This is a genomic window from Sphingobacterium sp. UBA7253 (assembly GCF_002472745.1).
Taxonomy (GTDB): Bacteria; Bacteroidota; Bacteroidia; order Sphingobacteriales; family Sphingobacteriaceae; genus Sphingobacterium; species Sphingobacterium siyangense.
In genome coordinates, this window is record NZ_DKSP01000224.1 from 1,014 (window position 1) to 27,146 (window position 26,133).

General features: G+C 40.5%; 15 protein-coding genes and 2 tRNA genes. 2 read left to right on the top strand and 15 right to left on the bottom strand.

The annotated features are described in order from the left end of the window. The first annotated feature begins 221 nt into the window (after positions 1–221). Positions 222–1,403 (top strand): acyloxyacyl hydrolase, encoded by a 1,182-nt coding sequence (locus tag B2X72_RS23550; protein ID WP_286851742.1) that lies wholly within the window; start codon positions 222–224, stop codon positions 1,401–1,403. A gap of 119 nt (positions 1,404–1,522) precedes the next feature. Here B2X72_RS23550 and B2X72_RS23555 read toward each other — a convergent pair. The 15 genes from B2X72_RS23555 to B2X72_RS23625 form a co-directional block, all read right to left on the bottom strand. Next, a tRNA-Val gene (locus B2X72_RS23555) sits at positions 1,523–1,597 on the bottom strand. A gap of 34 nt (positions 1,598–1,631) precedes the next feature. After that, a tRNA-Val gene (locus B2X72_RS23560) sits at positions 1,632–1,706 on the bottom strand. A gap of 130 nt (positions 1,707–1,836) precedes the next feature. Next, positions 1,837–3,906 carry a putative porin gene (locus tag B2X72_RS23565; RefSeq protein WP_286851744.1) on the bottom strand — a complete coding sequence of 690 codons (2,070 nt, stop codon included), beginning with the start codon at positions 3,904–3,906 and terminating at the stop codon, positions 1,837–1,839. Between the two features lie 113 nt (positions 3,907–4,019). Then, positions 4,020–4,835, bottom strand: coding sequence for a purine-nucleoside phosphorylase (locus tag B2X72_RS23570; protein WP_075994483.1), 816 nt, complete (start codon positions 4,833–4,835; stop codon positions 4,020–4,022). A gap of 119 nt (positions 4,836–4,954) precedes the next feature. Further along, a complete protein-coding gene (locus tag B2X72_RS23575) occupies positions 4,955–6,445 on the bottom strand; it encodes a sodium:solute symporter (RefSeq protein ID WP_088163214.1) in 1,491 nt (496 codons plus the stop codon). 39 nt (positions 6,446–6,484) lie between these two features. After that, the gene (gene murQ / locus B2X72_RS23580) at positions 6,485–7,297 is read right to left on the bottom strand and encodes an N-acetylmuramic acid 6-phosphate etherase (RefSeq protein ID WP_088163216.1); all 813 of its coding nucleotides are present in this window, start codon (positions 7,295–7,297) and stop codon (positions 6,485–6,487) included. A 22-nt stretch (positions 7,298–7,319) separates the two neighbouring features. After that, positions 7,320–7,964: a polysaccharide deacetylase family protein gene (locus B2X72_RS23585; RefSeq protein ID WP_286734375.1), complete on the bottom strand. Its 645-nt coding sequence runs from the start codon at positions 7,962–7,964 to the stop codon at positions 7,320–7,322. A 50-nt stretch (positions 7,965–8,014) separates the two neighbouring features. Further along, on the bottom strand, positions 8,015–9,841 hold the full coding sequence (locus B2X72_RS23590; RefSeq protein ID WP_286851745.1) for a glycoside hydrolase family 9 protein: 1,827 nt from the start codon (positions 9,839–9,841) through the stop codon (positions 8,015–8,017). Between the two features lie 42 nt (positions 9,842–9,883). After that, entirely contained in the window at positions 9,884–11,743 is a 1,860-nt protein-coding gene (locus B2X72_RS23595) for a PQQ-binding-like beta-propeller repeat protein (RefSeq protein ID WP_286851746.1), read from the bottom strand. Positions 11,744–11,886: 143 nt separating this feature from the next. Further along, on the bottom strand, positions 11,887–13,728 hold the full coding sequence (locus B2X72_RS23600) for a RagB/SusD family nutrient uptake outer membrane protein (RefSeq protein ID WP_286851747.1): 1,842 nt from the start codon (positions 13,726–13,728) through the stop codon (positions 11,887–11,889). 13 nt (positions 13,729–13,741) lie between these two features. Further along, positions 13,742–17,233 carry a SusC/RagA family TonB-linked outer membrane protein gene (locus B2X72_RS23605; protein WP_286851748.1) on the bottom strand — a complete coding sequence of 1,164 codons (3,492 nt, stop codon included), beginning with the start codon at positions 17,231–17,233 and terminating at the stop codon, positions 13,742–13,744. A 51-nt stretch (positions 17,234–17,284) separates the two neighbouring features. Beyond that, positions 17,285–18,529, bottom strand: a complete 1,245-nt coding sequence (locus B2X72_RS23610) for an exo-beta-N-acetylmuramidase NamZ family protein (protein WP_236590821.1) — start codon at positions 18,527–18,529, stop codon at positions 17,285–17,287. A 444-nt stretch (positions 18,530–18,973) separates the two neighbouring features. Continuing rightward, positions 18,974–19,624: an N-acetylmuramoyl-L-alanine amidase gene (locus B2X72_RS23615; RefSeq protein ID WP_115046431.1), complete on the bottom strand. Its 651-nt coding sequence runs from the start codon at positions 19,622–19,624 to the stop codon at positions 18,974–18,976. A gap of 118 nt (positions 19,625–19,742) precedes the next feature. Continuing rightward, positions 19,743–21,632, bottom strand: coding sequence for a SusD/RagB family nutrient-binding outer membrane lipoprotein (locus tag B2X72_RS23620; protein WP_070561308.1), 1,890 nt, complete (start codon positions 21,630–21,632; stop codon positions 19,743–19,745). A gap of 10 nt (positions 21,633–21,642) precedes the next feature. Further along, entirely contained in the window at positions 21,643–24,816 is a 3,174-nt protein-coding gene (locus B2X72_RS23625) for a SusC/RagA family TonB-linked outer membrane protein (RefSeq protein ID WP_070561310.1), read from the bottom strand. Positions 24,817–25,413: 597 nt separating this feature from the next. Between B2X72_RS23625 and B2X72_RS23630 the strand changes: the two genes are divergently transcribed. Continuing rightward, positions 25,414–26,046 carry a DUF6266 family protein gene (locus B2X72_RS23630; protein WP_070561311.1) on the top strand — a complete coding sequence of 211 codons (633 nt, stop codon included), beginning with the start codon at positions 25,414–25,416 and terminating at the stop codon, positions 26,044–26,046. Positions 26,047–26,133: the final 87 nt, after the last annotated feature.

Here is a 26,133-nt window from a genome sequence, read left to right on the forward strand (position 1 = left end):
TTTTTATATGCAATACAATTAAAGACATAAACAATAATTATTTACCCATTTGAGATCCTGATGGTTAAGCCGCCCAGTTTCTCTAGCCACTAACCGACAAGATGTGGCTGAAAAATGGCATTTTTTACAACTAGATTTCGCTACTGTTTAAATACTATTGTTACAATGATATATCATTCTTATTTTTGCAAAAATTTTAAAAAACGCTAACGTTTTATTTCATGAGATCAAGAATACTTGCTTTTGTGGCCCTGGCACTACTCTCCTTTCGTGCCACTGCACAGGTCACACCCCGAATAGAGAATCCGAAAGACACTTTACAAAGCCGTACCCCAGCCAAGACGAGACTTATATTTCAACTTGAACATGAAAGCGGGGGCGAACTCAAATTCAATGAGCGCTCCAAAGAAACCCTTGCTGACTCATACTATAGTGGACTAAATTTCAGAGTCGGTTTTCAAACTCAGTTTCAAGACTCATTAAAGAGCATTTACAATGAAATATACAACTATCCGATATACGGCATCGGAATCTACAGTAGTACTTTTGGTCAGGAACACCTCGGACGACCTTTCGCGGCCTATGGCTTTGTCGCCATTCCCATTAGACCAAAAGTAAACTCGAGGTGGAATTTCAACTATCGGATTGCACTCGGTCTCTCTGGCAGATTCAACCCCTATAATGAAGAAGACAATCCTTTCAACCTACTTATTGGCAGCAAAAACAATGTATTTATTGATCTTGGACTTCAGGCCAACTACCGTCTAAATAAAAACTTCCAGGTTGGGGCCGGCGCAGCCTTTCATCACTTCAGCAATGGAGCCCTGGCATTACCGAACACCGGGATAAACCTCGTCCCCTTGAGCCTATCTGTTTCGTATACACCAACAAACAAACCTTTTGATTACAGAAAAACAAGTATTCCACAAATGGAGAAAACAGAGGAACTCCATTTCAACTATGCCTTTGGCTTCAAACAGATTGACCGCGAACACGATGGCCAATATTTTAAATCTACATTAGGCGCATACTACAGCAGGCATTTCGGCTACAAATGGCGGCTTGGCGCTGGGTTCGATGCATTTTATTCAGCTAGCGGAAACGATGAGAAGGTTGCCGGCGATAAAGCCGGGAAATTCTCCGCCCTATTTTCTTACGGCCCAGCATTCTACATTGATCATGTGTTAAATTCACGTCTATACATCAACGGAAATGTAGGAGTCTACCTTCATCGCAACGAATTCAATGGCGAAAGCATGCCCGTGTATTTAAGAGCAGGTGTACGTTATAAAGTATACAAAGATTTCTTTGCCGGTGTTTCCATTAAAGCCCATGGTGGCAAGGCTGATTTTATTGAATGGACGACAGGTTACGGAATTAAACTAGGTAAGAAACGGAAATAGTAAGAAAATAAACACGAGAGATTCCCGAGACAGATTGAATACCGGATCGGGGACTTTCAAATTTACAGCGCATTCAGCCCATAAAAAAAAGCGTTCATGAAGAACGCTTTTTTTTATCGTGGGGATTACTGGGTTCGAACCAGTGACCCCTACCTTGTCGAGGTAGTGCTCTAAACCAGCTGAGCTAAACCCCCTAACGAAAAAAAAGCACCATTTGATGATGCTTTGTGGAGGCTACAGGATTCGAACCTGTGACCCTCTGCTTGTAAGGCAGATGCTCTGAACCAGCTGAGCTAAGCCTCCATACTTTTTTAAAGAACGCCGTTCCCTAATTGCGTGTGCAAATATAGCTTAAAAATTCTATTCTCAAAATTATTTTATAAGATTTTATGCCTTTAATATCACAACAAGCTAAGAAACACCGAAATAATTTTTAATCATAGAACTTCCAAGAAATACCAAACCTAAAATTAGCACTATTCATCGGATAACGTCTGACCGTATAGTAACCATGCGGATAAAAGTTCTGATTTAAAAAATTATAACTCAAAAACATATTTACCCGTTGTATATTCGCTGTAATCCATAAATCCATGATCGGATATGTCGAAAACTCAATCTGTTTGTAAGCATTGTAAAACTGTCCCGTCCCAATTGAATAATTCGGATTGGCATAAGGTGTATTGAACTTTGCGTCCAGACCGATACTATAATCAATAACTTTGTAAAACAGGTTACTGTAATACAAACTATGCCAGGTATACAACTCGGGAACTGCCAATGCATCCTGTTGATCTGTCTTTTGATAGACCACGAGATTATCGAAGGTAAAATGGTTTAGTTTAAATTTTTGTCCAACGGTTACCTTCAGCAAATTAGCTTTATCCAATTGTGTCGGAACAATCCATTTATCCTTCTTAGGATCGTTCTGTGGATTGGACAACTCTTCGAAATAGGTATAATTGTTCATCAAAAAATACTCCACCTTACCATGGAAACCAAGCATCGGATTGGCATATTGAAAACCCAGATTCTGAATTTTCGTCTTTTTAAGATCTAAATCATTCCATTTTCCGTAGGTATAATTTAAATTCTCGAAAACCATCTCCGGAGATTTGTTCTGTGAATAAGCTGACAACGTCACCTTTCCGATTTTATCCCCCATCGAGATATCCGCTTTAGCTTCATACAAGAAATCTCCAAAGTTGTGGCCAAATACGATTTGATTCGCTTTTAAACTAAAATCAAGACGATCTGAAAACTTATACCCTAATTCACCTTTCACAATTCCGTTCTGATAAAAACGATCAAATGTTGTGCTATCCGGCAGTTTCTTCAGCGGCTGTGGATAGGCTGATGTATTATTGTAATACCGCATGGAGTCCAACTGATTCTGCTCCACCCAGTTCATGTCGTGCTGAAAAGCCAAATTCAACTTTGCCTCGTTCTTAAAGACCGACTTCCCTCTAAGAAAAAAGTTATATTCAAATTCATTGGAAACATTCGTGATCAAAGTCTTATCATTGTTTAGCGCCAATGCTCTATTATTGTATGGTAATGCTGCATTTTGGTCATCCATGTTCTTGAAGAAGCTGTATGTCTGCCTTCGGATGCGGGTATTATGTGCCATGCTATTCGTTGGACGGATCTCCATCGTAGGCTTACCTTTATCGATCGTATCCAATCGCCCCAAATAAAGTGACTGTCTCAGGAAAAATGAATTATCCCACCATTTAGACCGAGGTATATTTGTATTACTCGCATCATAGAATTTTGGTATAAATCGGTCCGGCGATTGTCTATTTCCAGGCGCAAATGGAAGATCTTCCGTAATAGAACCATTCTCCATGGCATCCAAACGATTAAATACCCCATTGATCAACAAATTATAGCGATTATTTTTTGATTCATACCAGGATGCCACCGAAGCTTTTAAATCGGAGTAATTCTGTCCAAGGTAAAATCCATCCGTTTTGGTGGAATGGAAATCGACATTCATATTCCATTGGGAATTGATATTCTGGGCCACCCGAGCTCTAAAAACCTGATCATTAAAAAAGAATCCTACCGCAGACAATTCGGAGTACCTCGCACGGGCCCTAAAATATTGGACCGAATCGGGGTTCAATAAATAACGTTCCAATGCTGTAAAACCAGACTGAAAGCCAATGGTCTTTTTAGGCTGGAACAATAGATCCCGTGTGGCAAGCCCATAGGCTCCAAGGTTCACACTGGGATTCCAGGGTAAATTCTGCGGATTATAATATTGATAATTATGATGTGACGTATCAATCTGCCGTGTATAAGTGCCTTTTTTTAGCATATCCAACGTTGCATATCGGATATACTTTGCAGACAGGATAACAGAATCCTTCTTTCCATCCTCCTTGGCTCTCGCCGAATCCAATGCACTGCTCCAATCCTCTTTGCTCTGCGCAATAACATCCACGGAATAAATAAATAAAACACACCATGCGGCAAGTATGCGTACGATCAACTTCATCTAAAATTATATAAAAACCAAAAAAGCTAAATTCACCTGAATGAACCAATTACACTTCACCCCACACAAATCCAACAACCTTCTCCCTCACCGGTGTTACATGAAGATGCAATTTATTGCAAAGCTATTAATTCTTTCAAAATTAATGTCATTTTAGGTTCCGCTTTCTCCGCAACAGTGACAATTTCCTGCAACGAGACAGGTTTAAGTTGTTCATGAAAGCCCTCATCCGTAACAACAGAAATAGCAAATACCGGAAGAGCCATATGATTAGCTACAATAACTTCAGGAACGGTACTCATGCCCACTACATCGCCACCAATAAGCCGCATATAGCGATACTCAGCTTTTGTCTCCAAATTTGGACCTGCAGAAGAAACATAAACAACTTTTCGCGCAGCAATAGCATGTTTGGCTGCAATTTCAAGAGCCTGCTCGATCATCTTTCGGTTATAAGGCTCACTCATATCCGGAAATCGTGGTCCAAACTCAGCCAAATTTTGTCCGCGAAGCGGATTATCCGGCAATAAATTGATATGATCTTCAATAATTCCAAGGTCACCTTTTTTCACATCAGGATTCAGGGATCCCGCAGCGTTGGAAACAAACAATTTCTGCACCCCCAAAACCTTCATGATCCGGATCGGAAATGTAATCTGCTGCATATCATAACCTTCATAGTAATGCAACCTTCCCTGCATAGCGACCACATTGCGTCCGCTCAACTTTCCAAAAATAAGCTTACCAGAATGAAATTCAACAGTTGAAATAGGGAAATTAGGTATATTGGAATACATCAGCTGATACTCGACTTCAATTTCATCAACCAATTTACCTAAACCAGTACCTAGGATGATACCGAATTCTGGAGCAAAATCTCCAATTTTTCTACGGATAAATTCCGTAGTCTCATTTATGCTATGATACATACGTACAGAAAAACTAAGTATATCAAACTTAACTTAATTTTTCTGTACGTACAAATCAAAATCAATACTTGTATTTACATCTTCTCACCAATGGAGAAACTTTTTATAACCAAATTACATTAATTGTGGGACAATGCTTTTTCACTTGCTTTACCTGGAGAACTGATCAAAAGCATCACAAACGTGATAAAACCATTTATAATGATCAAATCCAATCCGATAACATACGGTGTGTACACCTCAATAACATAGGTTTTAAGCAAAAATAATACGGTAGGCGAAAGCACACAGATATAGGGCACAGCCTTATCCCGCACCGCATATTTTGTGAATATTCCAAAAACGAATAAGCCCAACAAAGGTCCGTACGTATAACTCGCCGCAGTAAAGATTGCATTGACGACCGAATCATCGTTGATCAGCTTAAAGACCAAAATAACCAACAACATCACAATGGAAAAACCAAAATGCACATAGTTACGCTGTTTGATCAGCGCTGGATCATTGGGATTTTCTTTTTTATTGAAGTTTAAAAAGTCTACGCAGAAAGATGTCGTTAGGGCAGTCAGCGCACTATCTGTGGTTGCAAAAGTCGCCGCCGTCAATCCCATCATAAAGATGATTGCAGGAACAATAGCCAAGTGGTTTAATGCAATTTCTGGATACAAATAGTCGCGTGTTGCCAGTTGAGTGACATCAATCCCGTTTTTAGCCGCATAGATATACAGCAAAGCACCGACAGCTAAAAAGAAAATATTAATGACCACAAAAACACTTGTAAACGTAATCATGTTCTTTTGGGCTTCTTTAATGGTCCCCATCGATAAGTTCTTTTGCATCAGATCCTGATCAAGCCCCGTCATTGCAATGGTCACAAAAATCCCTCCCAAGAATTGTTTCCAAAAATTTGCTTTACTGCCAACAAAATCATCCCAGAAAAAGATCTTAGAGTAACTACTTTCTTTCACAGCCTCGAAAGTATCCACAATACCAAAATCTAATCCTTTTGCCATAAAATAAATGGAAAGAATTACTGCAGTCACTAAAAAGGTAGTCTGTAGGGTATCTGTTACAATGATCGTCTTTAAACCACCCTTATTTGTATACATCCAGATTAACACCAAACATATAACGACCGTAATAGCGAAAGGCACATTCCAGGCATCGAAAATAAAATGCTGCAATACGATTGCCACCAAGTAAAGACGAAATGCCGAACCGATCGTACGGGAAACCAAAAAAATAGCAGCACCTGTTTTGTACGTGGTGTGCCCAAAACGTTCTTCCAAATAGGTATAGATGGAAGTCAAATTCATTCTATAATAGAGCGGAAGCAATACATAGGCAATAATGACAAAACCAACGGCGTTCCCAAGAACAAATTGAAAATAGCTAAATTCAGACGCACCGACTGCGCCGGGAACCGAAATAAAAGTTACACCGGAGAGCGCGGTACCGATCATCCCAAAGGCGACCATATACCATTTAGAGTTCCGGTTTGCGACAAAAAAAGTAGAGTTATCGGAAGCCCCCTTCGACGTGAAGTGAGCTACAGCAAGCAGAACTGCAAAATAGATTATTATAAAAGATAATAATATTACTGGTGACATAGTTTGTTTTTAAAATAGGTGATTTTTAGTAGGTTATACTCAATGGGTAGCCTGATAAGCTTCAATTGCCTGTCTTACATTACCAAATTGTTCAAGTAAAGCCGCAGCCTCTTCTTCCAGCGCCCCGGTTTGATCCATAATGATACGTACACCACGACCGACCAGCTTATGGTTTGACAATTGCATATCGACCATCTTATTCCCTTTTACCCTACCCAATTGGATCATCACTGCAGTACTGAACATATTTAAAACAAGTTTCTGTGCTGTACCCGATTTCATCCGCGTAGACCCAGTAACAAATTCTGGCCCAACAATGACTTCAATCGGATACTGCGCTACTTCAGCAATCGGAGAACCCCCATTACAGACAATACATCCTGTCACAAGTCCTTTCTCGTTTGCCGTTTTTAATCCACCAATAACATAAGGTGTAGTTCCTGAGGCCGCAATACCGATAACAACATCGTTTTCATCAATATCATACGCTTCCATATCTTTCCAGGCTTGCTCCAGATCATCTTCTGCAAATTCGACTGCTTTTCTAATTGCAGTATCACCACCAGCAATCAGTCCAATGATCCATTCAAATGGAACGCCGTAAGTCGGAGGTAATTCTGACGCATCCAACACGCCCAAACGACCACTTGTACCAGCGCCGATATAAAAAGTTCGACCACCAGCCTTCATTTTCTCCACAGTCACTTTGACCAATGCTTCAATCTGAGGGATAGCCTGCTCTACAGCAAGTGGCACAGATTTATCCTCATTATTGATATTTGTCAATAACTCATGCACAGACATCTTGTCTAAATCCTGATAATTCGAATCTTTCTCCGTTGTATTTACCATTATTAGTATATATTGTATTTCTTTATTTCAATAAATCGGGCACATCCACAAGTTGATACCCTTTCCCCTTTAATATGCTAATGATATCATCCAAATGATGATACAGTTTATCTTTCCGACGATCATCGGTTCCCATGTGAATCAATATCAGAAATCCATTGAGCCCATATCGAGTTTCGTAAGACCAGAGATTGTCGAGAATCGCTGCCGACGATACATAACGAGCACCCATTTCTGGATAGGTATAATCAGCCGCAGTCCGTATTCCTGGTGTATAATTAATCGAATGTAGACCAACTACTTTTGCCCAATCGACTGTTTCACTATTATACCATTCATAAGAAGGAATATAATAGGAAAGCGGCTCTCTTTGAACGCCCACGCGTTCCAGAGCTTTCAGATTTGCCTTTAGATCAGCGACAAAAGAGTCACGCTTCACCAAAAGAACATCCCTACTCCCCCAGTCACTCACCAGAAGATGTTTATCCGAATGCCCCGAAACCATATGACCATCGTTTAACATCTGACGGACATACGGCTCAAAATCTGGCGTTCTGAGATAATCACCTGTCAGGAAAAAAGAGCCTTTAACGCCATTATGTTTTAGACTCGTCAATATCTCAGCTGTACCTTCAGATAAATCATGACCAGTAAACACCAGAGCCACCTGCCGCTTTGTCGAGTCGCCCCGGACAATAGCCCCAAAAACATCCCGTGTTACTTTTTTCCGGTCGGCTCCTCCATTGCCTTACCCTCCTTTGAAGCCAACAGATAAATCAACGAAGCGGTGCCATCCATTGTTGGCTCATTCGTACTATAATCTCCGTAGTCGTCATGATAGACCGCCAAATCACTTTGAAACTCCGCATAGCTATCCGGATTATTCAACTTGATACCGATCAGATTGCGATACGTGGATGCCATAATGGGCCCATCAACCAAACCGCCATCGATCGGATGCTTTCCAAGAAAGGTAAACGCCGAATGCGGATCAACAGGTGTATCGCCCCCAGATGGAAGACCATATACCATACTCGTGCCCCAAGGGTTCGTCCCAAATAACCAGTCAAAATTTGCTTGCGCTAGCTCATCAAAATGTGCATCTCCCGTCAATTCTTTATACCAGAGACATTGGATCGCAAAGGATACCGTTAAGTTGTTGCTACACCAGATAAAGGGAACTCCGCGAAAAAATGCATTTTTTTCGGCTCTCCGATTGACTTCCTCAATCCCCTGTTTATAATAGGAAACAATCTCCTCGCGATCTTGTCCTTTTAATCCTTTTGCCAACTCATAATGCCCAAGATTGATAAAAGGGTACCACTGATAATGTGCAGCAGTATCGCTTACCATCCAAGGTGTAATCTTTTCTTGCCGTGCGTAGCCTAAGGCTTCTCGTGCAAACTTTTCTTTTTTTGTCACCGAAAACCCCATTGCAGCGGCCAACTGCATATCGTCCACCCAATTATCTTCGGCATAAATATAAGGCGATTTCACAGAAACTGTCTGTGTCACGCCTGGTTTTATATTGGCATAAGCATAGGCCGTTTCCGATTTCTTCGAAAGCAGCTTTGCATATTTACCATCCTCTTTGTCAAACAACATCGCCCCCAGGCGAAAAGCACTACTAAATTTACCAGCAGTAGAGCTTGTCCCCGTCGTATTATTCATAAACTTACCACGCTGTTGTGGTTCGCCATCGATAAAATACACCGGTCTTTCAAATCCACGACCATAATAGGGATCTTCCTTTGGCATCCGCATGCTTGCATGATCCCGGTCGTCACCAATCTGATTGTACATTTGATTGGCTTTAGGATGCATTTTCAACAACCAATCCAAGCCCCATTTCGCTTCGTCCAGTACATCGGCACGACCGTTTTTTCCATCAAGACCATTTGCTTGCTTTAGATCACCAAACACCTTTGGAAAATCGCGGTAAGCCGCTAGCAGATGAAATGTCGCATTTGCCGACGTTGTCGCATATTGCAAATAATCAGAAGCATCGTGCCAACCTCCACCCGCATCGATATGGGAACTATCGGGAATACCAACTTTTCCTGCATAAAGCGCAAATCCATCATGTGTATGGCAGCTATCTTTCAGAAAAGGGTTAAACAATGTGCGTTGTTGCCGCATATAACGCAGTACAAAATCTGCCGCTCCTTTGTAAACGTCCCGAGCAATTCGGAATGTTGGAGACTTCACATCTCCAGCCTGAACAAAAAAGCGTCCTGTATCCTGCATAGAAGAGAAATCCAAACGAAAGCTCTGAACAAAAGGACCATAAGCCCCATAATCTTTTCCAACAGGATGCACATAGACTGTTTTACCCGTTTCTGCATTTTTAATTTCAAAAGAACGAAGCTGCCTGATTGATTTCCCGCCCCATACCGCGACCTTCTTGCCCGCCGGAGTATAGCCCAATTGGTTTATTCTAATCCAAGCATTTTGCTGTCCTTTCGCAAAGTTACAAACAAAACATGCAAAAACAAGCAAAAAAGCTTGACGTAAATTTAAGAAGTTTAGACATTTTTTTATCATATCAAGGCATTTATTTTCAAAAAGATCAATTCAATCGATTGCTTAAAACTGTAATGAAACTATTTTGCCATCCATCGTACTCGCTATCACCGTATTTCTGCCATTTAGCGCTACAGGATTAACCATTCCATTGGATATTTTATATTGCCATACTACCGCGCCTGTTTTTGCGTCAACCCCGGATAGCAAACCCGAATGACTCGGCACAAATACCAACTTGCCATTGGAGGTAATTGCAGAAGGCGTCAATTCGTAGGGCAATTTAAGCTTGGCCTTCCAGGCAACATCCATGCTGTTCCCAGCAACTGAAATACCTAAAAGATCGCCGTCCATCGTCTTCACATAAACCAATTTATGATCTGCAGCCAGCCCCATAGACTCGCGCACCCGAATGGTATCTTTCTTTTCCCGCCAAATGACCGCCCCCGTTTTCGCATCCAGTGCTGTCATAAAACGATCCGGCGCAACTACAAAAACACGATTATTTACGCCCACGGGATTACATGCCGCCGCCGAAAACATCCGATTAGCCTGTCCGTTATTCCATTCCCAGGACAGCTTACCTGTATTGACATTCAAAGCATAGAATCCATTACTCCAGGAGCCAAAAATTACATTTCCCAAATAATACGTTGGCAGGGTCGATACAAATCCTTTGACCTGATCAAAACTCCATTTTACAACCCCAGTCTTGATGTCCAGTGCGCTAAACTTACCATCCGAACCACCGATAAAAGCCACGCCATTATGTAGCAGGGGCGAACCCAAAACCGCCTTTTCAGTCTGTACCTTCCACAACAACTTGCCATTACGGGCATCTACCGCATAAATTGCATGATCCGATGATCCCGCCACGACAATCCCTTTCCACACAGCTGGCGTAGAATAAACTTTACCACCGGTGCGAAATGCCCATAGCTTTTTACCCGTTTTTAAATCAAGCGCAAAGATATCGCCAGCGGTATTTGATGTAATCACGCTATTTTTGTAAACAGCTAGTCCCGCCCCAATATCACTAGCATCTTCAAACGTCCAATTGACTTTAACCTGATCTGCATATTTTGCATTCACAGCATAACTTGGTCTCGGGTAGCTTACCGTTTCATTTTCATAATGATGATTAAATAGAGGGACAACAACCCAAGATTTCTCCTGCATCCCTACACCGGGATTACGCTCCTGATAACTCGCTTTACCATCGGCGATGGTCACAATATTATAGCCGCCAACCGCTTTATTCGCACGCAGGTTAGACCGCCCCATTACCCCCGGAATTCCTTCCCAATCGTATAATTTATTGGCATGACCATGTCCGCAAAGCGCCAATTGAACATTCCGCGTTTTAACTCTTTTTAAAGCGTCAAACCAGTTATTTAGCGAAGAATCCTGTGGATAATGATTAATATAGATCAATGGCAACTGATTATCCGGATTCGCTGCAAAAATGGAATCCATCCAGACCAGGTTCTCACGAGGAATCTGACCAGGGCTCATACGCATATTTGGTCCTGAATTGGTTCCAATGAATGCGTAACCTTTATGCTTAAAGAAAAAGGTTTCACCACCAAAAACGGTGCGAAATGTATTGGCTCCATTTTCAGACCAATTTCCATCGTGATTTCCCGGAATCACATACCAGGGCAGCTGCAAACTATCTAAGATGCGCTTTGCAAGCTTCAACTCATGATCAGCGCCAAACTCGGTAATATCCCCAGAAAGTATAACGAAATCAATATCTTTCAATGTATTCAGGTCCTTTACAGTACGTCGCAAATCCTCCTCTCCTGTTGCACCACCGACATGCGTGTCTGTTACGTGGGCAAATTTGAAGGACTGCTGCGCCATCACAACGTTAAAAACGCAGGATAATGCAATAAAAAAGGTGATAATTGGAAACCTCATGCGTAATGTTTTCTTAAAAATAGCGTTTTTATGCATAAAACAGAAATGATATTGCATTTTTATGCGTTTTCATGTAAATCAAAATTCGTTATGTATTAAAAAGCCTTTCTGAAATTCAGAAAGGCCTTTTAATACAATGCTATCTATTGCCAGCCTGGCGTCTGTGTTAAGATATAGCCCAAATTCGCATATTGTTGAATCTGATTCAATCCTACAGGAGCCAAATAAGACCGATCGGTAAAACTTACCCTGTTTGCAAATTTCGGAATAACATAATACCCCACCATAGCATCGCCATTGGTTCCGTTATAGGTAATGGTATTTCCTGCTGCATCACGCACTTTTAAAACGCCTTCATAAGCTTTTGTTAAACGATTTGGCAGATCCTTTTTGATATTTACCCAAGGGCCTAGTGAGTAATCGACACTACGCGCAAAATTCATATAATCCAATTTTTTCCAGCGACGAATATCATTCAGTCGCGCATATTCATATACAAACTCCATTCTTCGTTCACGTCTGATTTCCCACATCAAGGGCGACACATCCGCATCACGATTTGGATCGTTCGGTAGAGAATTTAACACCAAAGGTGCAGTTTTCTTTACCCCTTTTGCTATGGCATCTGCATCTAGCGGTCTATTCCGTACCGCATTGATCGATTTATCCAAATCACCTTGGGTAACAGCTGCTCCGCCAAAAAACTCTGCAAGAATCTGTCTTGCCTCAATCCAATTCAATACAACTTCGCCAAGACGCACAATTGGAGCATCATTTGTATTTGTATTACTACTCCATTTTGCCGGATACGTTTTCCCGATATACGTCAAAGCCTCTCTAGCAGCAAATTTATGACCGTAAGCAAATGTTGAAGAAGCTGTATTAACTGTATCCATCAACGAAGCTTCAAATCGGGGATCTCTCGTTCTCGCCAAAGACTTCATCGAAAAGTCCGAAGCATTTGTGAGCGCTGAGTTTTGCCAAACCTTTCCATCGTTGCAGATAAAAGATTTCAACAAATCCAAGTTAACCCCTTTCTGCCCCTCAGTACCATTACTGTAAGAACCTACGGCGTGTGTCACCTTTAATGCATCATTATAAGTTCTAAAGAATATTACCTCCGGATTACTGGAGAGATCCTCAGATGCAAAAAGGCTCTTAAAATCACTTCCAAAAGACCACTTACCACTATTCATGACCACTTCAGATGCTTTAACAGCAAGCGCAAGATACTTTTTCGCACGATCTTGATCTAAGCCATGGTATTTTTCCCAGGAACCTTCAAACAACATTAGATTAGAAATAAGTGCTGCTGCTGCATACTTATTTACATAACCTTTTCCATCATCAGCACGCATGTTATCAAGCACATACTCAAAATCTGTATAGACTTTATCCATCACCTCTCCGCGCTTAGTACGTTCCTTATACATTGTAGCCTGATCCTTTGGATCTACTTCAACATCAAAATAAGGCACATCACCAAATACAGAAACTAACCTACTATATTCATAGCCTCTAAAAAAACGAGCAACTGCTGTCCAGTGTTTATACTCAACCTCTGATAATTTTGACTTGGCCTTTGTTTCAATCCTACTCAACATCACATTAGCCTTTCTGACCCAGTAAAAATTCCAGGTAGGACCCGAGTAGGTAGTCAACATATCAGGTGTTACCGTGCTCGCCCCTCTACTCGTCGGAACAACTGCCTCAAACCCGCCCTGAATTCCTTCAGAGGTAAAGTCATCCGCATAATTATACCCCACCAAGGGAGCATAGGCTGTACCATAAAAAGTATTATAGCCAACAAAATAATTTAAATAAAAATCATTTGCATATAAACGAACATCAGCTTCATTTCTCCAAAAGTTTTCATCGATTACTTTAGTTTGATCAGGCCTGTCCAGAACATCCTTACTACAGCCTCCCCCCAATAACATGGCGGATAGCATGATGGTTCCTATTTTTATTCTATTTAATTTCATCTGTCAAATTCGTTTAAAAGTTTAACTGAACACCAAATGATGCACTCTTAAATGTTGGTGTCCCCACACCTGTACGTCCACCATTGTAATTCGATTCATTAAAAATCGAGAAACCTTCCACCTCTTCCGGATCGATCGGTAAACCCCGAAGCTTATCCCAAGTGAAGAAATTCTCCAACGAAACATAAACACGCAAGTTATTTAGCTTAGCTCGTTGAACAATATGCTGCGGAATTGTATAACCCACAGTTAAGTTCTTAATTCTCAAATACGACATATCCAATAAGTAGCGCGACTGAACTTGCATATTATTCACATTTGCACTGCCTCCATTGTTAAATGCAGCAGGATAGAAAGCTCCCTGATTATCTTTAGTCCAGTAATCGTTTACAAAGCTTGCTGGCATGGCACCATCTGAAGTGTTAAATCCTGGAATCGCCAAGAATCCCGCTCCCCAAACCTTACGTTGTCCCACACCTTGGAAAAATGCTGAAACATCGAAGCCTTTCCAATCAGCACCAAACCTAAAACCATACTGATAACGCGGCGTCGAGTTACCAATGATCTTCATATCGCCAGGATTATCGATAGTACCATCACCATTATCGATTTCCCCGTCACCATTCAAATCTTTGAATTTAACATCCCCAGGACCAAAATAGAAATTGGTTGAATTTTGGAATCGTGGTTGATAAACAGGTTTTTCACCGTTCGGGCCCTCTTTTAATAGATAGACGTTATCTGTACTTCCGTAATATTTAGTCATCTCTGCATTTGGTTTTACCAACTGAGGATTGTTATTTCCATCTAACACAAAATCATTATATTGGTACAGACGATCAGTCTCATATCCCCAGATATCACCATACACCCTACCATTATAATTCACACCCGTAGTACGTAACGACGTATATTCACTAAAGACAGATTTAGAATCATCTAAATTAGCCCTAAAATTAATTCCCAATCCATTTTCAAATCGATGGTTAAAATCTATAGCCAATTCAAAACCCTTAGTCGTCAAGGTACCAAAGTTACCCCAAGGTGCCGCAGAACCCAAGGTCAGTGTTGTCCCTTCCAAAGGAGCAAACATATTTTTGGTCTTCTTCTGATACCAATCAAATGTCAAACCTAATTTATTCTTAAAGAATCTGGCATCCGCACCAAAATCCAGGGTTTCCAAATCTTCCCACGTAACGCTTGGCCAATTCAGTTTTGGCGTACCGACAGAATTTAACAACGCCCCATTGACAATGTAATTAATCTGACCCGCATCCATGTTTGAAACATAAAGATCAGAAGGTACCGTTTGATTCCCGATAACACCCCATGAACCCCTAAACTTCAACTGATTTAACGTAGCCCTTGACCAGTCCATGAATTTTTCTTCTGAGACTACCCAGCCTGCTGAAAAGGATGGAAACCATCGCCATTTCAAATCTGTCGGAAACTTGGACGAACCATCATAACGGATATTACCTTCAAATAGATACTTATTCTTATACGCATAGTTCACACGTCCAAAATATCCCAGTTGTGATTCCCAATATTCACCACCACTACCCGTAATTTGACCCACAGCCAAATCAAACTGAGGATTTGTGATATCCAATAAATCAGCACGCTGTGTCCAATGGTAAGAACCATCGTTTGTTACTCTATTTAAACCAAGGATAAATTTAAAGTTATGATCATCATCCAAGTCGAGCTCATACGTTGTAAATGCATTGACAGTATGCTTATGTTCATTTTGTGAACGCATATAGATATGATCTTGCGCAGAACCATTCGCTGTATACATATCATTGGAAAGATCATAAGCTAAAGTTGCATCAGCATCTCCCTTATTGACAACAGCTCCTTCTTTATTGACATAAACTGGATTTCCTTGTGCATCAAACCGTTGTTTAGCTGCTACCCAAGAATTGGCTGCTGTATATCTCGTCCCGTTTTTACGCCAGCTATAATCCTCATTGGTAAATGTATAGTCTACATCTACTTTCCAATTCTTCATTATATTAACTGTAGCACCAGCGCTTAAATTAATATAATTGCGAAGCATGGAAGCTTGGTTTGCCGCCTCATTTTCACTCCATGGACTCCTTATTGGGTTGTTATTTTCGTCATAGCCCATTGGATAAAGGGAACTCCAGCGATACATGTACAACCATGGATCGGCCGTTGTTGAGTTTGTCGCATAAGGATAGATCTTGTTCCGTTGTGCAAACATCGCTCCACCCCTAATAGTCACATATTTATTCAGTTCGGTATTTAGTCTTAATGCAGCATTATACCGTTTAAACTTATCCGAATCGCCGGCCTTTAACATACCGCTTTGGTTTAACGAACCAAATGAAGCTGTATATTGTGTCTTCTTAATGGTACCATTTAAAGACAAGTTATGTGTTTGTGTGGGAGCCCACTCGCGCACCATATAATCATATGGATCATACGTTCTAACACCGTACTTTTTCGTCGGCGACCCCGGATCTACATACCAGTCTCTGCCATATACCGTTGGATCATCTTTCCCGATTGAAGATCCATATTTTTTATCCCACTCCACTGCGCGTTCATAACTTTCTCTATTTACTTTATAGAAAGCACCAGTTTCGGTTCCGCCAACTCTTTCTAATGCGTCAATGGTATATTTCAAGGCATTAACACGTCCCATTTCCAACTTTTTATATGGATTTTGGAATGAGAAGTTATTAGAATAATTTACGGTAACCTTTTCCGCACTTCCACCTGTTTTCGTCTTAATCAATACGACACCAAAAGCAGCTTTCGCACCATAGATGGACGAAGAGGCAGCATCTTTTAATACGGTGATCGACTCAACATCATCCGGATTTACATATTGGATACTCGGGATTTCCACATTATCCACCAAGATCAATGGACTACTATTCCCTTGAATGGAAGATATTGCACCACGAATACGCATGGTAGGATCAGATCCAACCTCACCACTCGGTACAGTAACACTAAATCCTGGCGTCGTCCCTTGAATTGCCCGGCCGACATCGGCGATCGGACGACTCTGTAGATTCTCCTTCACATTGATCGATGAAACCGCACCAGTTAGGTTACCTTTTTTCTGGGTACCGTAACCGACAACGACCACTTCGTCCAACGCTTGATTATCGTCCGCTAATGTTACATCAAGCGTAGCTGAAGTAATGGCAACCTCCTTCGTCACGTATCCTACAGACGAAAAACGCAACTTGCTCCCCACGGCAGCTGTAATTTTAAAATGCCCCTGAGCATCAGTCTTAGTTGACGCAGTACCGCCAATCACAGACACGCTTACCCCAGAGACTGGACCTTTTCCATCCTTTACAGTACCTTGCACCGTATTTTGAAACCCATTTTTTGCAGAAGAACTCAGAAAGGCGCTTGTTAAATTGTCGCGATTCAAAGCACCTTCTTTTTTTGCAAAAGAATAGGATTCAGAAGGAAAACTCAATCCAAGAGCAACAGAAAATAGTACAAATTTTCGCATTGATTATAGAGTTTTAAAATAAATGATTCTAGTTAATATTGTTAGTTATTGCTATTCGAAATCAGTATAAAGCAGGTACTTTTTACGCATTTGCTTATAGGCTTTCAGGTCATCGGACCAAGAAGCACGAATCTGAGCTTCAGATTGTCCGGCAAGGATTTGCTTACGTAATTGATTTGTCCCCGCAAGCTTATCAAAAAATTCAGGCCGCGCGAAGAAAGTGGATTTATCAGGTGTCTTTTGATAAAAGTCCAACAGATATTTTAAGGTAAATTTTTGATGATCAGCATCCAGACCGCGCAAATCAACACCATAATTGACTGTTCCTTTGCCCTCCACATGTTTGGACATACCGTGACGTTCGCCCGGTGTAAAAGTAAAGGAGCCATAGACCGGATTTGTATAACCTAATACCTGGAACGGCCAATCCGTACCCCGACCTACCGAAATATCCGTACCTTCAAAAAGACATAATGAAAGGTACAACCGAACAGAAAGATAATTTGGCAGACTTGGCGATGGGATGACCGGCAGCTCATACCTACTGTTATGATTCCAATTTTTGACCTGTACAATCGTTACATCGGCCTGGCGGCCATTCTCAAGCCACCGCTCTCCATTGATCATCTGCGCCAGCTCGCCGATTGTTAAACCATGGATCATGGCTATTTTATGCCAGGAAACATCTGATTTAAACTTATCATCATGCCTTACAGGTCCATCCACCTGGTCGCCATTTGGATTTGGACGATCCAGTACAATTAATTTTTTATTATGCTTTGCACATAATTCCATTACACGGTGCAAAGAAGTGATGTATGTATAAAAGCGTGCCCCAACGTCCTGCAGGTCGAAGATCATCACATCAATGGAATTGACGATAGAATCTTGTTTCTTATTACCTCCATACAATGTAAACAGCGGCAAACCAGTCTTTTGATCAACATCATTCCCAAACTTCTCACCACGTTCAACGTTCCCGCGGAAACCATGTTCAGGCGCAAAGGCAAACTTCAAATCAACCTTATTATCGATCAAGACATCGACAAGATGTTTTTTATCAGCCCCTACAATGGAAGTTTGATTTCCCATTATTCCCACTTTCTTACCTTTTAGTTGTGGTAAATACAGCGTAAGTTGATCTGCACCCGGAATAACAACTTGGCTCGTTACCCGGCCGGTCATGCTGTTTACTGCGGTTTTGCTCGCTTGCGTAGACTTCAACGAATTCCCACAGGAAACCCAAGCAACAACAGAAATTAAAAAGGATAACTTTAATAAGGCATTTTTCATCATAAATAGACTCTTAGATCATGCACAAATTGCAGTTTTATGCACGAATAATTGAAAATCAGAATAAAAGTAAGTAGAACTTTTCGTTTTTAAAACTTAAAGCAACATAAAAACGCAAAAGAAAGTAAGTATTCACTTACAAATTACTTCTGTAACAGGAATTAAACCGCAATATACTAGTTGAGACTGAAAGCAAAAATACATTACAATAAAATGAAATACAGTCGATTACAATAATTCAGACGATTAAAAAGAAAAATAAGTAAGTGTGCAGAGCACACGCTCATGTAACAAATCAAATACAATTAACATTTTATTAACAATGCAGCAAAATACAGCAAACCAGCAAAATATATTGCAAAACGATCACCAATTGCACACTTATTACTTATTCCTGTAGGAAAACGCAATTTACCTGCAGAACGAAATTCTTCGATTAGGCATGATTTAAGGCAGGGGGTTCAATTTCAGATCGACAAGATGCTTTCTTAGCTCATGCATAAATTTATCTCCCGGATCATCTTTACCCGTGATGTAATTGGGATTAGTTTCTTTCCACCAGCTTGTTTTCTTAAATCGTTGGTACTCATGGTGACCTAAAACAAATTCGATGGGATATTTTTTACTGAGGTAACGGATAAGCTCTTCGTTCGCTTTCAATTGTGCATCAGTCAGTGGGTTCTGGCGACTACCTATATTTTCTATCCCTATTGCACAATAATTGAGACCTATGGTATGCCGTGCAAAAATAGAATCTGGTAAAAACTGATAAATCGTACCGTCACGATCGATGACAAATTGCGAAGATACATTCAAGGCACTGGCCTTGGTCAGTTCCGGACGCCCCGGAAGCCGCGTAGGATTGAATGTATTAAAGGTCGCTTTCACGCTGTTATTCGCGGTCCAATGCACTACCACCATTTTGGGATGGATAACCGGAGTCGACTGCGATAGACCGTGCCGATTTTTAAGATAATCCAGCGAAAGCTGAATACGGTCTTTATCCCAGATAATGGGTTTTTGAATAATCTTGGGCGATTGTGCATATAAAACCACTATTCCAATAGAATACAAGAGCAATAAAAGAAACTTTTTCATATTCGAAGGTATGAACTTTATAAAAACCAACCAAATGCCGCTCACCGAAAATCATGACATAAAAAAGCCTGACTCTATCTAGCGGAGCCAGGCAATTCATTCTTAGATTTTATACAGTCTACTCTTTCGTATCCCACCAAACAGGATAGGAAAGAATCGTTCTGCTTGCAGCTTCTGGATTGGAGGCCATCCAATTATTTGCATTGTAATTTCTTTCGTGACTACATTGCTGAATTCTTCTTGGCCAGTAACGCACATTATTAGGGTCGCTAGACGGATAACACTCTTGTGCTGCGGCATCAAATTCAAATGGACGTCCAAAATCTGGATAAACTACTCCAAATTGAGGATCTGGAGCAGAGTAATTAAATCTCCGCATATCATTCCAATTTTGAACAGTATAAGACATCGCTATTTGTTTCTGCTGCATAATTTTCGCCATTGTCAGCTCTCCTGCACTTTGAGCAACCGCTTTACTGCTTAAAAATGCAGCTATTTCAGTTTCAGAAATGACCTCCTTACCCCTTACCTGAGGATAAGTTTTCAGCTTAACATTCATCGCTTCCATATGCGCTCTAATCCCGTCTCTATAAGCCTGAAGAGCGCCTGCGCGATCCCCTTTTCTAAACAAAACTTCCGCTTTAATAAAACACATTTCATGATAGCACACTAGATGAGCCGGCGCATCGGCTCGAATATAGAAACTTCCTGTCGAATTGATATTGGGTACACCGCTATTGAAATTAGGATTTTTTTCGGACATACCATTATATCTGCTTGCGATATAATAATCATTTGTATTATCGGTAAAGTCTTTTATCCAGTCCAAACGGTCTGAATATACAGACACAAAAACAGAATCTCCTTGCCTAACCGTTGATGTATTTGTCGTAAACCAACGGTTTGTATAACTTGGATCAGCTTTCAGATCAGCAGTCGTAGCACGAACATAGCCAGAAGGGTGCGTTGTCGTCCCTTTTTTTGTTGCCATAATCTCATAAGCTACAGGACCTCCTTTTGTTCGAATATCTGTACCTATTATATCAACTCCTTTCGAAATCCGCCACACCTTCTTACCCTGTGCATCATAAAATTCACCGCTTGGAATCATTCGGATTGCTCTCGGATCTTGGACAGCAGATCCACCTGTAAATGTATTAAACAATAAATCTGTATACCATTTGGTCATCCTATTACCCGTGGCTCCCAAATTGGAGAACTGCATCGAACACACAACTCCAGCCTTATCAGTTTCACTCGTATTTATGGCTTCCATCACTGTATTATCAGCATTTGACTGCTGGGCTTTTTCCAAAGCTTTCAAAACCTCGTCAGGATTATAGAAAGATTTTTTAGACAAATTGTTTAACCATCTAGCCTTTAAACCATAAGCTAATTTCAACCATTTCTTTGTATCTCCCCCATTCCAGATATCGCCATTTGATAATGGCGTTGCTGTAACCGCTTGTGTTTTCGACAAGTTTTCTATTGCTTTATCTAGCATATCCAGACAGCCGTAAAAAATTGTCTTTCCATCGTCGTATTTTGGAGAAACATTAGGTGTCAACGCTTCTGTATATGGCATCTCCCCATACATATCCTCCATCAGCATAAACCCCCAGGCGTGGATTAATTGCGCTGCGCCAACGTAGTTCCATGCCTGCTCCGCAGTCGCTTTTTCTATCAGCGGTTCCAAATTGGATGCTGTATACACAAACCAAGCCTGATACGGCCAAGTTGTCGAAGCCAATGGGACATCCCAACGAATAATACCATCATTCGACGCCGTTCCAGAAGTTTTAGTAACATTTTGCGTTATCCACGACGCTCTTGTCCCAGATGATTCATAAGCATCTACAAATTGCATCTGGATAGAACGTAAGCGTAAATCAGGTGTAGGAACCTTCTCATTTGCCTGGGTTGGATTTTCATTTACGTCCAACCATTTTTTACATGAAGTTAAATTCAATATTGCCAATGCACTAAGTGCGAATACTACTCTTTTCATACTACAAAATTTAGAAAGTAACATTTAAACCAAACGATACTCCGGACAATGCTGGTATTCCATTATAATCAATACCAACAGAACTAGAACCTATTGCACCAGAACCGGCTGCAGAAGTTTCCGGATCCATTCCTTTATAATTGGTCCATAACCACAAGTTCGTACCTGTAAGTGTTGCTGTCACTCCTTTTATCCCTTTCAGACGTTTTAAAGTTTCATTTGGCAACGAATATGACAATGTAACGGAGCGCAATCTCAACCAGTTCGTTTTCGTCATATAATTGGCAGACTCAAGGTTATATGCTCCCTGCCAATAATAATTATTGATAATATTTTCACCACTCACATCCTTATTCCCAATTTTATACATCTTACCAGCCTCGTATTCAAACGTTTTCAGATCCGAATAAATAGGTGTTTTATCTGGATTTTCCCCTGTTTTCACGACCCCTGTGATTGTCAATTTCTCACGGTCTTGAGATCGGGCACTCATACCCATATTGGTCATATAATAATCAGTACCATTATAAATATCACCACCTATTCTATAATCTAAAAGAAAGGAAAGATTCCAGTTTTTATATTGAAAATTATTATTTAATCCACCAAATAATTTAGGTTCTCTATTTCCGATTTCATGTGTAACCAAACCATCAGATGTCGGCATGCCCGATTCCGCATTTAGTACCAAATGCCCCTCTGAATTTCTCAACCACTGAGAGCCTGAAATTGCCATAAAATTACCTTGGTTAAAAGAAGCAGCTTTTGCATTTCCAACCTGGACATCAGTCACATATAAAATATCCATACCAGGTAACAAATCTTCAACTTTACCTTTATTACGTGAAGTATTCAACGTGATATCCCATTTAAAATTCTCACGTTTAATTGGAGAGCCTGTTATAGAAAGCTCCAATCCCCGATTTGTAATCTTACCAGCATTCGTCCACATTAAAATATAGCCAGTAGTCTGACTGGTCCTTGGTTGAAGCAATTGGTTAATGCTACTATTTTTATAGTATGTAAACTCAAGCCCTAATCTATTTTTAAAGAACTTCAAATCAGCACCATACTCCTGCGCCTCAGTAATTTCCGGAACCAATTGTGTGTTACCTCTCAACCAATCGTTACGTACTCCAACCCCTTGACCTTGATTATATAATGTATACTCTGCACCCGCCACATAGGTGTTGGTCACATAAGGATCGGCATCCTTTCCGACTCTGGCCCAAGATGCCCGCAACTTACCAAAAGTAAGATTATCATTTTTAGGCAACAGCTCAGTGAAAATCAAGCTACCTGAAACGGACGGGTAAAAATAAGAGCGATTTTCTACCGGCAATGTGGAAGTCCAGTCATTTCTTCCTGTGACCGTTACATAAGCAATGTCTTTATACCCAGCTCTAAATTCACCAAATCCACCGATCAATCTTTTCTTAACTTTGGACTGAGCAATGGCTATATCTGTATTTTTAGCATTGGTCGGCACGTAGAAGCCCGGAATAATAAAGTTCCATGCTTTTCTACCATTATACTCAACTCCGGTATTTTCCAGCATCGTACCGAGCATTAAGTTAAAATCAAAATCGTTTATTTTCTTTTTAAAATTGGTCATGAAGTTTGAACTAACGTACTCATAAGTACGGTCGTTTTCTGACAACATACCATTTTTATAAAGAATATCAACACCCGAACCTGCAGTCGTCAACCTATTTGTATTGGTGGTATACCGATCAATACCTACTGTATAATTGATACTCCACCATTTGGTAATATCTAGATTGGCATTAAAACTTCCTGTAAAACGTTTCGTTTTATCTGTTCTTGGCATTTTATTTAAGATCCAATAAGGATTATCGAAATCATTTTGAACAAGCTGAAAATCGAAAAGTCGATATTTAGAGCCATCATCATTTAGCCAATGTTTCATATCTAAATTACGCGGCCATATATAAGCCCCCTGGACAGCACCTTCACCACTGGCACCATATAAGCCTCCAGAAGTCAAAGAACTCAATTGATCCGCAATGGAATAGGACACGTTACCCGCTACTTTTAAAATTCCATAACGCTGCTCTCCATTAAAGCGAAAAGTAGACTTATCAAATTTAGAATTTGGAATAATCCCGTTTTGCCTGAAATCAGAAGCAGAAAAGTAAAAGCTCCCATTTTTTGATCCCCCCGAAATACTTGCCGAATTATCCCAAGTACTAGAAGATTTAAAAAAATCCTTTATGTTATTATACATGGGTTCATCTTGGCCAGCTCGTGCTCCCCAGGACCCCATTGTAGTGGTTGCATCTCCATCCAACAACTTACCATCGATTTGATATTCACCACGTTTGTATCTGTTCTGTTGCTCAGGCAAACGATTTGCCCAATTAGAAATGAACCGCGAACTGATACTAACAGAAGCAGTTCCTTCTTTACCTTTTTTGGTCGTAATCAAAATTACCCCCGCTGCTGCTCTAGACCCATAAAGTGCTGCTGCTGCGGGCCCTTTTAATACAGAAACATTTTCGATATCCTCAGGATTTATATCCATTACACGATTACTATAAACGGAATTTGTTGACTGAGCACCATCAAAGCCACTATCGCCATTGACATTAGTTGAATTGTCATAAATAACCCCATCTACAACGAAAAGCGGCTGGTTGTCTCGCTGCAAAGAGGTCCCGCCGCGTAAAATTATACTTGCCCCCGCACCTGCACCTCCACTTGTCTGCGTCACATTTACCCCAGCAATCTTTCCCGCCAAAGAATTAATCATATTGGTAGACTTATTCTTCATCAATTCGTTACTGCCAATTTCCTGAACAGAATAACCCAGCGCTTTTTTCTCCTTTTTGATCCCCATCGCAGTGACCACAACTTCATCCAGAGTTTCTTCGCGTCTCACAAGCGCCACATTGATTACATTTCCATTCCCCACCAACTTCTGGCTCTCTGAAGAACCCAATGCACGGAAGACAAGGATATCTCCTGGCTCCGCGCTAATAGTGAACGTACCATCTGAATTAGTTTGCGTAGAAATAGATTTTCCTTTGATTGCAACGGTAACGTTAGACATTGAAGTTCCATCGGATGCATTGGTCACTTTTCCCGAAATAGTTTTCGTTTGTGCCCAAAGACTCGATGAAAGCATCACACCTGAAAGAATTAATAGTAACTTTCTTTTCATGTTAGGTATGTTTGGTTTGTATAATTGACTTAAAGTGAATCCTCCACTTTAAGCTTAAGTTAATTCACGTTAAATGTATAACTATTTTTCAACAGATGCAACATACCGCAAGCAAAATCTTACAAAAAAATGCACAAACCTCCTAAAAAAACTAAAACTCATGCACTTTTAAAGCAAAAACGCATAATTCGACATCAAAAAAAATCATTAAACATCAACAGAACGGCACAAAACGCACATAAAAACACCCTATAAAAGCATTTAGCTAGACAATTTCACCACATTTTACATCAAATTCTAATACAATCGCAATAAAACTACCAATAGCAGGCAACAGCAAACAGACAACAGCACTTTTATGCAAAAAAACGCCCGGTGTTTACATTATTTGATAGAGATTATTTCCTAAGATCCCTCGGTTCTTATTCGGTGCTTCTTCGGTACTTGTTCGGTGCTTCTTCGGTTGAAAGCGAAGAAATACCGAATAAGTACCGACTTAGTAATGTGAAAAGTCCGACAGAATATTGGATTTGGTGTTGACAAATTATTATTTATTTTGTAATTTAAATACATAATTTATCCCAGTTAACTTATAGTATGGCAGTCATTAAAAACGGTGCAAATGGTGCACTCTCGGGTAAAGCAGGATCTGTGGTTTTCGTTACCGATGGAAATACAACCTATGCAAGGGGCTTACCTAGGAAAAGCAGAAAAAAACCTTCTGCGGATCAAATCCAGTCACGTTCGCGTTTTTCCCTCATCCAAAAATTCATCTCCCCAATGAAAGTCTTATTACGGGTTGGATTTAAAAACTATAACCCTAATAAAAAGGCTTATAGCAACGCCATGTCCTACAACCTCAACAATGCTATAGAAAAAACTGCAACTGGCTATGCCATCAATTATGAAAACTTCCGCGTTAGTAAAGGAGCCCCTAACCCGATTACGTCCTGTACATTTGAGGTAGATAAAGAGACAGAAACATTCACGCTCTCCTGGGATTATGACAATCTAAATCTTAACGCAGGCAGCTGTAGACTGCTTCTCTATTGCCCAGAAGAAGTTGCATTTGCCAATGAAAGCATGAATACACTTTCCCAACGAACGCAGACAGTGAAACTTCAACGACAACAGCACATCGGCAGCTACCACATCTATGTGTTCTTCCATAAAACAGACGGAAGTGACGAATGCACAGATAGCAAATATCTGGGAACTTTCGAATGGTAGCAAACAGCTTTCACTCCGTTACGGAGCCAGATTGATCTTTACATCAAAATGCTGCGTGATATAAGCCTGCTGTTCAGCAGAATCTGT

Excerpts from the sequence above, each read along its gene's own strand:
- B2X72_RS23615 (WP_115046431.1), bottom strand. The coding sequence starts at position 19,624 with ATGAAAAAGTTTCTTTTATTGCTCTTGTATTCTATTGGAATAGTGGTT.
- B2X72_RS23625 (WP_070561310.1), bottom strand. The coding sequence starts at position 24,816 with ATGAAAAGAAAGTTACTATTAATTCTTTCAGGTGTGATGCTTTCATCG.
- B2X72_RS23550 (WP_286851742.1), top strand. The coding sequence starts at position 222 with ATGAGATCAAGAATACTTGCTTTTGTGGCCCTGGCACTACTCTCCTTT.
- B2X72_RS23630 (WP_070561311.1), top strand. The coding sequence starts at position 25,414 with ATGGCAGTCATTAAAAACGGTGCAAATGGTGCACTCTCGGGTAAAGCA.
- B2X72_RS23605 (WP_286851748.1), bottom strand. The coding sequence starts at position 17,233 with ATGCGAAAATTTGTACTATTTTCTGTTGCTCTTGGATTGAGTTTTCCT.
- B2X72_RS23565 (WP_286851744.1), bottom strand. The coding sequence starts at position 3,906 with ATGAAGTTGATCGTACGCATACTTGCCGCATGGTGTGTTTTATTTATT.
- B2X72_RS23590 (WP_286851745.1), bottom strand. The coding sequence starts at position 9,841 with ATGATAAAAAAATGTCTAAACTTCTTAAATTTACGTCAAGCTTTTTTG.
- B2X72_RS23600 (WP_286851747.1), bottom strand. The coding sequence starts at position 13,728 with ATGAAATTAAATAGAATAAAAATAGGAACCATCATGCTATCCGCCATG.
- B2X72_RS23570 (WP_075994483.1), bottom strand. The coding sequence starts at position 4,835 with ATGTATCATAGCATAAATGAGACTACGGAATTTATCCGTAGAAAAATT.
- B2X72_RS23610 (WP_236590821.1), bottom strand. The coding sequence starts at position 18,529 with ATGATGAAAAATGCCTTATTAAAGTTATCCTTTTTAATTTCTGTTGTT.
- B2X72_RS23620 (WP_070561308.1), bottom strand. The coding sequence starts at position 21,632 with ATGAAAAGAGTAGTATTCGCACTTAGTGCATTGGCAATATTGAATTTA.
- B2X72_RS23595 (WP_286851746.1), bottom strand. The coding sequence starts at position 11,743 with ATGAGGTTTCCAATTATCACCTTTTTTATTGCATTATCCTGCGTTTTT.
- B2X72_RS23575 (WP_088163214.1), bottom strand. The coding sequence starts at position 6,445 with ATGTCACCAGTAATATTATTATCTTTTATAATAATCTATTTTGCAGTT.
- murQ (WP_088163216.1), bottom strand. The coding sequence starts at position 7,297 with ATGGTAAATACAACGGAGAAAGATTCGAATTATCAGGATTTAGACAAG.